Source organism: Mesorhizobium sp. M0208, assembly GCF_040322015.1.
Taxonomy (GTDB): domain Bacteria; phylum Pseudomonadota; class Alphaproteobacteria; order Rhizobiales; family Rhizobiaceae; genus Mesorhizobium.
Map to the genome: position 1 here is coordinate 53663 of NZ_JAMYSP010000014.1, position 10252 is coordinate 63914.

The following is a 10252-nucleotide window of genomic DNA, read 5'->3' on the forward strand; positions in this document are numbered from 1 at the left end:
CTCCAAAGCCATCTGTTGTTTCAAGGGTTTCTTAGCTCTCTTTTGCTATTCACCTGAGGGAAACCTGCGGACACCCCATGAACGAAATCGACCCCGCGCGCCGTTTTTCGCTAGACGCGGTGCGCAAATTCAACGCCCCTGCCGAGAACAACACGGCCGGCGGCATGAACGACGTCGCCCGCCAGGTCGCCTCGCAATACCGGCGCGATACGATGTCGCCGATCATGGTGAGCGGCGTGCTGCGCATGGTGGAATTCGCGCTGCTGTTGGTGTCAGGTCTTGCCGTCTATTTCTACTACGTCGGCTTTTTCAACTATCTTGCCTGGCAATACTCCCTGACGATCGCCGCCACCTCGTTCCTCGCGGTCGTTCTGCTCGACGTCACCGACTGCTACCAGATCGTCGCGCTAATGCGGCCGATCGCCAATTTTGGCCGGCTCCTGCTGGTCTGGGCCGGAACGTTCGCCTTGATGGCGCTCACCGCCTTCACCATGAAAATGTCGGAAGACTATTCGCGCCTGCTCTTCGGCACGTGGTTTGTTGTTGGCTTCGTGCTGATCCTGGGTCTCCGCCTGGTGATGTCGAAGCTGATCCGGCGCTGGGCGCGCGATGGGCGGATGGAGCGCCGCGCCGTCATCGTCGGTGGCGGCAAGGCGGCGGAGGTACTGATTCGCTCGGTCGAAAGGCAGCCCTACAACGACATCCGCATCTGCGGCATCTTCGACGACCGCGGCGATAAGCGGTCGCCGCCGGTTGTCGCCGGTTATCCCAAGCTCGGCACAATTTCCGAACTCATCGAATTTGCCCGCATCGCGCGCATCGACATGCTGATCGTATCACTGCCGCTGACCGCCGAATCGCGCGTGCTGCAGTTATTGAAGAAGCTATGGGTGCTACCGGTCGACATCCGGTTGTCGGCGCATTCGAACGCGCTGCAGTTCAGGCCGCGCGCCTATTCCTACATCGGCTCGGTGCCGATGCTCGATATCTTCGACAAGCCGATCAACGACTGGGATTCGGTCGCCAAGCGCGCCTTCGACATCGTCTTTTCGATCATCGGCATCATCGTGTTCTCGCCGGTGATGCTGGCGACCGCAATCGCGATCAAACTCGACAGCAAGGGGCCGGTGCTTTTCCACCAGAAGCGGCACGGCTTCAACAACGAGATCATCGAGGTCTATAAGTTCCGGTCGATGTACACCGACAAGGCGGACCCGACGGCGAAGCAGACCGTGACAAAGAACGATCCGCGGGTCACCCGCGTCGGCCGCTTCATCCGCAAGACCTCGATCGACGAATTGCCACAGTTCTTCAATTCGCTGTTCGGGTCGCTGTCGCTGGTGGGTCCGCGCCCGCACGCCATTGCCGCGCAGTCGCACAACCTCCTCTACAATGAGGTGGTCGACGGCTATTTCGCCCGTCACAAGGTCAAGCCCGGTGTGACCGGCTGGGCGCAGATCAATGGCTGGCGCGGCGAGATGGACACCAACGAGAAGATTCGCATGCGGACGGAATACGACCTGTATTACATCGAGAACTGGTCGCTCCTGTTCGACCTCAAAATCCTGTTCCTGACGCCGATCCGCCTGCTCAACACGGAAAACGCATATTGAGCGCGACGGCCTATGAATTGCCGGCGGCGGCGGTCAACGCCAAGCTGATCGCACTGATTGCGTCGGGGGCGGTTTTCCTCGGCGTCTTCCTGTCCGGCTTCGTCATTGCCGAGCCGGCGCCGTACGACGTCTATATGATCGGGCTGATCGTGGTGTGGCCCTTGTTCGGAATGCGCATACAGCGCGCGGGGGTACCGCTTCTGGTGCTGCTGTTGATCATGAACATCGGCGGCATGATCTCGATGACGCAGATGTCGGACCTCGCCGGCACGCCGCTCTATCTCGCCGTCTCGCTGTTCCTGGCCTTAACCGCGGTTTTCTTCGCTTCGGTAACGGCGGTCCGGCCCAGTCTCTATCGGGTGATCTTCGTCGCCTATGTGGTGTCGGCGGTGCTGACTTCGCTGGTCGGCATAGCCGGCTATTTCCATGCCTTTCCGGGAGCCGAGATCTTCACCAAATACGACCGCGCCGCCGGCGCCTTCCAGGACCCGAACGTGTTCGGGCCTTTCCTGGTGCTGCCGGGCATCTACCTGCTCTACCTGCTGCTGACCGGCTCCGTCGCGCGCATGCCTCTATTGGCTGTGCCGCTGCTGATCATCACCGCTGGCATCTTCTTTTCCTTTTCGCGCGGCGCCTGGGGCATGTTCGCCGTTTCGGCGATCCTGCTGACCGGTGCCTTGTTCCTGCAGAGCGCCAGCGGCAAGTTCCGGCTGCGCGTGGTCGTCATGACCATCGCCGCCGTCGGACTGCTGGTCATCGCAATGATCGTCATCCTGCAACTGCCGGGCGTCGCCGAGATGTTCTCGAACCGCGCACAGCTTGAACAAAGCTACGACACCGCCCGCCTCGGCCGCTTCGCCCGCTACACGATCGGCTTTCAGATGGCACTGGAGCATCCGTTCGGCATCGGACCGCTCGTCTTCGGCAAGATGTTCGGCGAGGACACGCACGACATCTGGCTGAAGATGCTGATGGATTACGGCTGGCTCGGCTTCGTGTCGTTCCTGACGCTGACGTGCTGGACGATCGCCGCCGGCTTCCGCATTCTGCTGCGCGACCGGCCGTGGCAGCCTTATCTTCTATGCGCCTACGTCGCCTTCATCGGCAATATCGGGCTCGGCACCTTCATCGACATCGACCACTGGCGCCATGTCTACCTGCTGCTTGGCTTGATCTGGGGTGCCATCGCGCTCGAATACCGCCACCAGTGGCAGCTGCGGGCGGCGCAGCGACCGGCAATGCCCGTTGCTGTTGCTTCAGGCAGGACAGCAACCGAATTCGGTTGACCGGAGCCGGTCTATCACGATACATCGCGACCGGTCCGGAGTGTAGCGCAGCCCGGTAGCGCACTTGACTGGGGGTCAAGGGGTCGTCGGTTCGAATCCGGCCACTCCGACCATTAAAATCCAAAGGCTTAGCCAGTTTTCCCCCAAACTGGCTGTACAGACATAACCGCACTGCAGCCAGCGCAACATACGCAGGCGCGTGATCTCATCGAGGAATCGATCACGCATCACTCGTGCGCGAGGCACGGAGGCTGGCGTCTAGCCAGAAGCCCACCGAGAAACCGCGCCGCAATAGGTAGGTAAGCTTTGCTGCGTACGCCAACCTTTATCGTGAGCCCGTATTCCAGCTTCAATAAGAAAAGGTCCCGCCGCACATGCCAGAACGGCGGGACTCGATCAGGCGCCTTGCATCAGGCAGGGGTGACTCGGGGGTTTGGGCATGCCCGGTGCGCGCGGATCGTAGTGAACCCTAGGCCCATCCGCTGCAATGCGTCCACCAACCGTCGGTTGGAAAGAACTAAATCAATCCCGATGGCTGGCCTGGCCTGAACAGGCGTGCTCAAGGCTCAGTTTCTTCCCGCGGAAGAGCTTTTTGGTCAGGACAATCAGGATAGGGCAATTCTTCACACGGAGAGGGCCTGTGGCCAACTCTGCCATAATGTTCCGCGAGTTTTGCGAAACCGTAGGCGAAGGCGAAGAGAAGCGCGAGGATAACCGCTATTCGGACGGCCATACCGTATTGTAGCAGGATCCTCGCATTGGAGCGCGCGGCGTTTTGGTACGTTTGAATGTTGAGTTCGAAAAAGGTTGGCTTTATTTGAATTGCCGTCGTCCGCAGTTGTAAGGGCGAGCGGACGCTACGAAGATGCCACGCGCTTTCGCCCTTAGGGGAGAGATGCAATGTCGCTTCAAGGGGTTGCCTGTCCTGCCGAGCTGACCATGTTGACCAAGGCACTTGATGCCCGATGCCGTGAACTAGGCCTCGCTGACGGCGATCCAGGCAGAGAAGTGCTCGGCCGCAGGGTGATGGATTTGTTCGAAAGTGGTCAGCTCAGCGCCGAAGACCTGAGACTGGCTCTGAGCGGCGAGATCTTTAACGCCAAAAATCCTCCGGCCGGAGCCAGTGGGCTTTGATACGGCAAGCGGCTATCCGCGCAGCCATTTGAATTACTGGGCCAGCGTGTGAATAAATGTGATTTGGCCGTCGGTGCCAGACGGGCTAAGTTTGCCCATCGAACGAACGAGGAGAATGATCATGAAGACATTCCTCGCAATAGCCGCGGCACTGACCATGTCCATATCAGTTGCCTCTGCGGATTGCCCCGCGCATTCAAAGGTCCAGGCATCGGTCGACACGCAGACGACAGCGAGCGTCGAGAAGGCCGATATGTCGACTGTCACGGACGCTCAGACGATCAAGAAAGAAGAGCCACAGAAGACCGAGTAGCGGTAACGCTCAGCGGATCCCACGACCGGGATAAATGGCTACTGGCACACATCCACCCACTCGGCGTCGACAAGTTCGGCCAGGCGTTGCGGGCTGAGCCGTACGGCGGCATTCGTCGCGCCTGCCGCCGGGACGACCTCGTCAAAGGCGCGCAGCGAGATGTCGCAGTAGACCGGGAGCGGCGCCGGTAGGCCGAACGGGCACACCCCACCGACGGGATGATCGGTCGCGGCGAGCACCTGCTCGGCGTCCAGCATTCGCGCCTTGCCACCAAACCGGTCCTTGAATTTGCGATTGTCCAGCCTGGAGATCCCGCTGGCCACGATCAGCATCGTCTGGTCGCCGGCGCGCAAGCAGATCGTCTTGGCAATCTGCGCCGGCGCTACGCCATGCGCTTCGGCGGCCAAAGGCACCGTCGCCGAGCTTGCCTCCGTGACGATGACATCAATTTCGGGCGCGTGTGCGGCGAAAAAGGCGCGAACGGATTCGAGGCTCATCTCCGGCAATTTCCGTCTGGCGTCACCGTGGCCGCCGGCAAGTCCACTACCTGGCCGAAAAAAACGAAGCCCGCCAGGGCGACCCATGGCGAGCTCGTGGAATAAAAGCATGACACGTCGCTACGACACGGATCGCCTTTTGGCAGGCAACACGGCTTCGTCAAACAGAGCGCTTTCAGGAAGTTGAAGCGCGGAGGCAATACGCCGACGTTTCGAGGGATCGGCATCCTTGCCGCTTTCAATGTCGGCAATCTCATAGGCTGCCAGCCCGCACGCCAGGGACAGCTCTTCGATGCTGTATCCACGGGCTTCCCGGGCGGTTCGGACGGCACTGCGTTCAGGCGTAACCGCGCTCGCCGCCAGTTCGGAGTAAGGTTCGCGTTTTGCTATTTGGGGCATTGGCAACTCCGTGGGATGAAAGAGTTAGATCAAATCATGTTGTTGCCTGAGACGATCGGGAGAATGCCCGCTCGCCGGTGATTTGCCAAGCATCAAAGATAGCGTCACGGCATCGTGAACCGACGCCGGAATGGATGGCGGATGCCGGCGCGCCGGCATCTGGCCGGATCCTCAGCAGACACAGTTCGGAAACAAAATTCTACAGGCCGGAAAAACGGCCGAAAAACTCCAAGGCGATAGTCCCAACCGCACCGATTGGGTCACCGACCTGAATCAGTGACGCTCAATTTCCGCTTGCGCAAAAAGGAAACGATGTCATGAACAAGCCTCTTCTCTCCGCCCTTGGACTTGCAATCGCACTTGCCCTCTCGATGCCGATCATCGGCGCAAGCAACGCGAATGCAACGACGATGCACACCACCGTCAAGAAGCATCACCGCCATCACTACCATCACCGCGTCCACCACTACCGCCACCATCACAAGAAGGTTGTCGCGAAGAAGTACTGAAAACACCCTCGGGCGAACAACCCGCAATCAGGCGTTCTGGTGCTTGATCAAGGGCGGCGCGCTTGCCGGGCTTTCCGTGTCGGCGAAAAATGGCGGCGGTCCGCTGACCACCGCCATTTGCTTATCTCAACGTGCCGATCTTGAACGCGCCCGCGGTGCTTGTTGCTGCCGGCCGCCGAGGAACAGACTGGCGACGAGCCCGACCAGAACCAGTCCGACAGCGGCCGCCGTCGCCGGGTGATCTCGGGCGGTCTTCTCGATCGCCCGGCCTTGCCTTCTGATTGCCGGCAAAGCGTCGCCGAGGCGCTCAGTGATATCCGAATAATAATCCGATGCGGTATCGCGCCCGTCTTCGTAAAAGGCGCCGCCCCGCTTTAACACGGCTTTCTTCAAGGTGGCCAGTTCCCTGGTCAGGGCCGCGACCTGCTTGTTCAGATCGGTGTCGGAGATGCTCGAAAGCGATGGCATGACGTGCTTCCTTCATATGTAGAAGGAAGCCTAACGCATGACCCTGAAGACCGTTCCGGTCAGCCCGGCGGGCTCTAGCGAACCTGATCGAGCAGGCGCTTGCATTCCAGGAGGTCGAACAGCGCCTCCTGCAGCAATGCGCGATTGTCACGGGAAAGCTTTGACGTGTCCGGCGGAACCGGACCTTCCTCGTCGGTCTTGCCGATGCCGAAAAAACGACGGCTGGGTTTCACCCTCGGTTGGCCGACCAGCATTTCGTCGTCCGGGCCGCGCGGCTGCGCCGCTTGCGTCAGCGGTACCGTGTCAGCCTGTCGGCGCTGCGAGATCGCCTCGACCGCCGCCATGTCGCCACTGCCGACGGCGATCAGAAACTGGTTGCCGTTCTCGCGCAACAGCTTCTGCACGCCCTTGATCGTATAGCCCTGGTCGTAGAGCATATGACGAATACCCTTGATCAGTTCGACGTCCTGCGGACGGTAGTAGCGGCGGCCGCCGCCGCGCTTCATCGGCTTGATCTGGTTGAAACGCGTCTCCCAGAAGCGCAGCACGTGCTGCGGCAAATCCAGATCCTCCGCGACCTCGCTGATGGTGCGGAAAGCATCAGGGCTCTTGTCCATGGGCGAATCCTCACGCTAGAGCATGATCGCGAAAGGCGGGAACCGGGTTCGGGCGACATCACACTTAACAAGGAGAGCAGCTTTCCGTCCCGCCGGAACGGATCACACCCAAATACCGATCCGGCGTACCGAATCGCATCTTATTTCAGCGGTTTATGAAACAATATTCAAGCCCGGCGCAAAAGCAGGGTTCGCTTTTCAACCGAAGCCTGGAGCATGATTCTTGGCAAAGGGGGATTGGGCGGCTACTTGCTGCCCTTGACTTTGCTGTTTTGATGGGAGCGCAGGATACGGTTCTTCAGCACGTTCGACGACTTGAAGGTCATCACCCGGCGCGGCAGGATCGGCACTTCCTCGCCGGTCTTGGGATTGCGCCCGATGCGCTCGTTTTTGGAGCGCACGTGGAAGGTCGCGAAGGACGACAGCTTCACCGTCTCGCCGCGAACGATCGCCTCGCAGATCTCATTCAGCACCGCCTCGACAAGCTCAGCCGATTCAGTACGCGACAGCCCAACCTTGCGGTAAACGGCTTCGGCGAGGTCGGCGCGCGTAAGTGTCTTTCCCCCCATACGAACCGTCCCATCAGCTCAAAAACATAAATCGATACAAGCAACGGCAGAACCTAAGTAATTGATCCGTCAAGGTCAAGGACCCGAACCCGATAGTTCGGCACTTACCAGCGGAGCAGGACCGCGCCCCAGGTGAAGCCGCCGCCCATCGCCTCAAGCAGTACCAGGTCACCCGTTTTGATGCGACCGTCGGCGACGGCCGCGGACAGTGCCAGCGGCACGGAAGCAGCGGAGGTATTACCGTGCAGATCGACGGTCACAACCACCTTCCGCTCCTCTATCCCGAGCTTTTTGGCCGAAGCGTCAATAATTCGTTTATTGGCTTGATGCGGCACGAACCAGTCGAGATCGGCGGCGCTGATGCCGGCCTGTGCGAACGTCGCCTCGATGACGTCGGTGATCATGCCGACCGCATGCTTGAACACTTCGCGGCCTTCCATCCTGAGGTGCCCGACCGTTCCGGTGGTCGACGGCCCACCGTCGACGAAAAGCTTGTCCTTGTGGATGCCGTCGGAGCGCAGGCTGGCCGCCAGAACGCCTCGGTCGGCGATGCCGCCTGCTCCCGTGCCTGCTTCCAGCACCATCGCGCCGGCGCCGTCGCCGAACAAAACGCAGGTCGAGCGGTCGTTCCAGTCGAGAATGCGCGAAAATGTTTCCGAGCCGATCACCAGCACCCGTCTGGCCAAGCCGCCGCGGATATAGAGGTCGGCGGTCGTCACTGCATAGACGAAGCCGGAGCAAACCGCCTGCAGGTCAAAGGCAAAACCGTGGTGCATGCCGAGCCGGTTCTGGATCTCGACCGCGGTCGCGGGAAAGGTGTTGTTGGGCGTCGAGGTCGCCAGCACGATCAGGTCGATGTCGTCCGCCATCAGGCCGGCGCTGTCGAGGGCTGCGCGCGCCGCCGCCTCGCCCAGCGAGGCCGTCGTCTCGTCGTCGGCCGCGATGTGGCGCTGGCGAATACCGGTGCGCTGGACGATCCACTCGTCCGATGTCTCGACCATGCCTTCGAAATCGGCATTCTTCATAATGCGGCGGGGCAGCGCGGCGCCCGTGCCGCGCACGACTGATCTGATCAATGCTCTTTCCTATTCCTTTGCGTCGATGACGACGTCGGATTTCCGGATTGTCTGGGCATTCGGATTGCGGGCATGGAACAGGTCGAGATCGGCTTCAATGCGGTCAAGCAGATTGTTGCGTACCATGTCGTAGCCAAGCTCGATCGCCGCCGCAAAGCCATCCGAATCAGCCCCGCCATGGCTTTTCACCACGATGCCGTTCAACCCGAGGAAGACGCCGCCATTGGAGCGGCCGACATCCATCTTCTCGCGCAGGCGATTGAAGGCGGTCTTCGCGAAGATATAGCCGATCCTGGCCATCAGCGTCCGGTTCATCGCCGCGCGCAGATAGCCGGCGATCTGCCTGACCGTGCCTTCCGCCGTCTTCAGCGCGATGTTGCCGGCAAATCCTTCGGTAACGACGACGTCGACACTGCCCTTGCCGATGTCGTCACCCTCGACAAAGCCATGGTAGTTCATCGAGGCCATGTTGGCCTCGCGAAGCATGCGGCCCGCCTCCTTGACCTCCTCCTGACCCTTGATCTCCTCGACGCCGACATTGAGCAGGCCGACGCTCGGCCGTTCGATGCCGAAAACCGAGCGCGCCATGCCGGTGCCCAGAATGGCAAAATCAACCAGTTGATGCGCATCCGCGCCGATAGTGGCGCCGACGTCCAGCACCACGCTTTCGCCGCGCAATGTCGGCCAGAGCGCTGCGATTGCCGGGCGATCGATGGTCGCCATGGTGCGAAGGCAGAACCTGGACATTGCCATCAGCGCCCCGGTATTGCCGGCTGAGATGCAGGCGTCGGCAGTGCCTGCCTTGACCGCCTCGACGGCCTTCCACATCGATGATTTCCAGCGACCATGGCGCAGCGCCTGGCTCGGCTTGTCGTCCATCCGGACTGCGATCTCGCAGTGGATGAACTCGCTCACGTCCGCCAGCTTGGGGAATTTGGCGAGTTCGGGCCGTACCACTTCTTCGCGCCCATAAATGACGAAGCGTATGTCCGGACGGCGGGTGGCGACAGTCATGAGCGCCGGGATGACCACGCTTGGCCCGTGATCGCCGCCCATGGCATCGATGGAAATCCTGATCACGCGGTGTTCATCTCACGGTTGCTTGGCCAGCGGGCTTGCCAAGGTACGGGGCTCGCGAAGGTTCGGCGAAAATAACGGTTTTGGGCTGCCGCACAACCAACTTTTCTCAAATTGGATCAGCTATCAGGATTTTCCCAACAGTGATCTCAGCTTTTGCTGGAATTCATTCTCCACAGGCTCGGCATCGCCGGCAGCCTCCAGCGACACACCGGGCTTGCGCGGATAGGGATCGATCGCCAAGCCAAAGAACTGTTCGGCAAGCGCCCCGACGTCGATGGCGTCGCCGGAAAAGGTTTCCGGGCTGTCCGGCCCTTCGGCGTCGAGCAGGATCTCACCGCCGCCGTCGAAACCTTGCCGCCCGAGTTTGGATTGCTCCGGCAGGAACAGCGCTTCGACCGGCTCGTCGATATGCGCCTTGACCGGGTCGAGGGTGACGATGCAGGCCTGCGTTACATCGGCCTCGACATGGCCGCTGACTTTCACCCCGTTGCGCTTCCAAGGCTCGACCAGGAGTTCGGCGCGATAGTTTTCTACCGAAAGCAGCTCGTGCTCGGCGGCCAGCAGGGCGCGCTGCCCGGCGTCGGCATCGATCACCACCGGCAGCCCCTTTTGCGGCAGCCGAGCGACATTTGCCCGGAATGACACTGGGCTGTGGATATCAGGACGTTTCATCTTCGCCTCCACTTCGCCA

13 protein-coding genes and 1 tRNA gene are annotated in these 10252 nt (G+C 60.7%); 6 read left to right on the forward strand and 8 right to left on the reverse strand.

Features of this window, described 5'->3' with window-relative positions; genetic code table 11:
• The first annotated feature begins 77 nt into the window (after positions 1 to 77).
• The 5 genes from NKJ17_RS16120 to NKJ17_RS16140 all read left to right on the forward strand — a co-directional run bounded on the left by NKJ17_RS16120 (position 78) and on the right by NKJ17_RS16140 (position 4346).
• Complete coding sequence (locus tag NKJ17_RS16120; RefSeq protein WP_352477292.1) at positions 78 to 1613, forward strand: undecaprenyl-phosphate glucose phosphotransferase; 1536 nt, start codon at positions 78 to 80, stop codon at positions 1611 to 1613.
• Positions 1610 to 2899, forward strand: coding sequence for an O-antigen ligase family protein (locus NKJ17_RS16125; RefSeq protein WP_352689376.1), 1290 nt, complete (start codon positions 1610 to 1612; stop codon positions 2897 to 2899). The genes NKJ17_RS16120 and NKJ17_RS16125 overlap by 4 nt, the downstream gene beginning before the upstream one ends.
• A 36-nt stretch (positions 2900 to 2935) precedes the next feature.
• A tRNA-Pro gene (locus tag NKJ17_RS16130) sits at positions 2936 to 3012 on the forward strand.
• A gap of 826 nt (positions 3013 to 3838) precedes the next feature.
• Positions 3839 to 4033: a hypothetical protein gene (locus NKJ17_RS16135; RefSeq protein WP_254817574.1), complete on the forward strand. Its 195-nt coding sequence runs from the start codon at positions 3839 to 3841 to the stop codon at positions 4031 to 4033.
• A gap of 121 nt (positions 4034 to 4154) precedes the next feature.
• Positions 4155 to 4346, forward strand: a complete 192-nt coding sequence (locus NKJ17_RS16140) for a hypothetical protein (RefSeq protein ID WP_352477180.1) — start codon at positions 4155 to 4157, stop codon at positions 4344 to 4346.
• A 38-nt stretch (positions 4347 to 4384) separates the two neighbouring features.
• On the opposite strand, the gene NKJ17_RS16145 is transcribed toward NKJ17_RS16140, so the two are convergent.
• Positions 4385 to 4843: a YbaK/EbsC family protein gene (locus NKJ17_RS16145; protein WP_352456594.1), complete on the reverse strand. Its 459-nt coding sequence runs from the start codon at positions 4841 to 4843 to the stop codon at positions 4385 to 4387.
• A gap of 120 nt (positions 4844 to 4963) precedes the next feature.
• A complete protein-coding gene (locus NKJ17_RS16150; protein ID WP_023674515.1) occupies positions 4964 to 5242 on the reverse strand; it encodes a helix-turn-helix domain-containing protein in 279 nt (92 codons plus the stop codon).
• Between the two features lie 317 nt (positions 5243 to 5559).
• Between NKJ17_RS16150 and NKJ17_RS16155 the strand changes: the two genes are divergently transcribed.
• Positions 5560 to 5751 carry a hypothetical protein gene (locus NKJ17_RS16155; protein ID WP_352689378.1) on the forward strand — a complete coding sequence of 64 codons (192 nt, stop codon included), beginning with the start codon at positions 5560 to 5562 and terminating at the stop codon, positions 5749 to 5751.
• A 126-nt stretch (positions 5752 to 5877) separates the two neighbouring features.
• Here NKJ17_RS16155 and NKJ17_RS16160 read toward each other — a convergent pair whose 3' ends face one another.
• The 6 genes from NKJ17_RS16160 to NKJ17_RS16185 all read right to left on the reverse strand — a co-directional run bounded on the left by NKJ17_RS16160 (position 5878) and on the right by NKJ17_RS16185 (position 10233).
• On the reverse strand, positions 5878 to 6219 hold the full coding sequence (locus NKJ17_RS16160; RefSeq protein ID WP_352689380.1) for a hypothetical protein: 342 nt from the start codon (positions 6217 to 6219) through the stop codon (positions 5878 to 5880).
• 74 nt (positions 6220 to 6293) lie between these two features.
• Positions 6294 to 6836, reverse strand: coding sequence for a MerR family transcriptional regulator (locus NKJ17_RS16165; protein WP_023674511.1), 543 nt, complete (start codon positions 6834 to 6836; stop codon positions 6294 to 6296).
• 245 nt (positions 6837 to 7081) lie between these two features.
• Positions 7082 to 7405, reverse strand: coding sequence for an integration host factor subunit alpha (locus NKJ17_RS16170; RefSeq protein WP_023674510.1), 324 nt, complete (start codon positions 7403 to 7405; stop codon positions 7082 to 7084).
• Positions 7406 to 7509: 104 nt separating this feature from the next.
• Positions 7510 to 8481 (reverse strand): beta-ketoacyl-ACP synthase III, encoded by a 972-nt coding sequence (locus tag NKJ17_RS16175; RefSeq protein ID WP_352506495.1) that lies wholly within the window; start codon positions 8479 to 8481, stop codon positions 7510 to 7512.
• Between the two features lie 9 nt (positions 8482 to 8490).
• Positions 8491 to 9561 carry a phosphate acyltransferase PlsX gene (gene plsX, locus NKJ17_RS16180; RefSeq protein WP_352477175.1) on the reverse strand — a complete coding sequence of 357 codons (1071 nt, stop codon included), beginning with the start codon at positions 9559 to 9561 and terminating at the stop codon, positions 8491 to 8493.
• A 123-nt stretch (positions 9562 to 9684) separates the two neighbouring features.
• Positions 9685 to 10233 (reverse strand): YceD family protein, encoded by a 549-nt coding sequence (locus NKJ17_RS16185; protein ID WP_352477174.1) that lies wholly within the window; start codon positions 10231 to 10233, stop codon positions 9685 to 9687.
• Between the last annotated feature and the right edge of the window lie 19 nt (positions 10234 to 10252).

What these genes read in the sequence shown, in the direction of transcription:
- NKJ17_RS16140 (WP_352477180.1), top strand. Translation starts at nt 4,155, where the DNA reads ATGAAGACATTCCTCGCAATAGCCGCGGCACTGACCATGTCCATATCA.
- NKJ17_RS16150 (WP_023674515.1), bottom strand. Translation starts at nt 5,242, where the DNA reads ATGCCCCAAATAGCAAAACGCGAACCTTACTCCGAACTGGCGGCGAGC.
- NKJ17_RS16185 (WP_352477174.1), bottom strand. Translation starts at nt 10,233, where the DNA reads ATGAAACGTCCTGATATCCACAGCCCAGTGTCATTCCGGGCAAATGTC.
- NKJ17_RS16165 (WP_023674511.1), bottom strand. Translation starts at nt 6,836, where the DNA reads ATGGACAAGAGCCCTGATGCTTTCCGCACCATCAGCGAGGTCGCGGAG.
- NKJ17_RS16170 (WP_023674510.1), bottom strand. Translation starts at nt 7,405, where the DNA reads ATGGGGGGAAAGACACTTACGCGCGCCGACCTCGCCGAAGCCGTTTAC.
- NKJ17_RS16160 (WP_352689380.1), bottom strand. Translation starts at nt 6,219, where the DNA reads ATGCCATCGCTTTCGAGCATCTCCGACACCGATCTGAACAAGCAGGTC.
- NKJ17_RS16120 (WP_352477292.1), top strand. Translation starts at nt 78, where the DNA reads ATGAACGAAATCGACCCCGCGCGCCGTTTTTCGCTAGACGCGGTGCGC.
- NKJ17_RS16145 (WP_352456594.1), bottom strand. Translation starts at nt 4,843, where the DNA reads ATGAGCCTCGAATCCGTTCGCGCCTTTTTCGCCGCACACGCGCCCGAA.
- NKJ17_RS16155 (WP_352689378.1), top strand. Translation starts at nt 5,560, where the DNA reads ATGAACAAGCCTCTTCTCTCCGCCCTTGGACTTGCAATCGCACTTGCC.
- NKJ17_RS16135 (WP_254817574.1), top strand. Translation starts at nt 3,839, where the DNA reads ATGTTGACCAAGGCACTTGATGCCCGATGCCGTGAACTAGGCCTCGCT.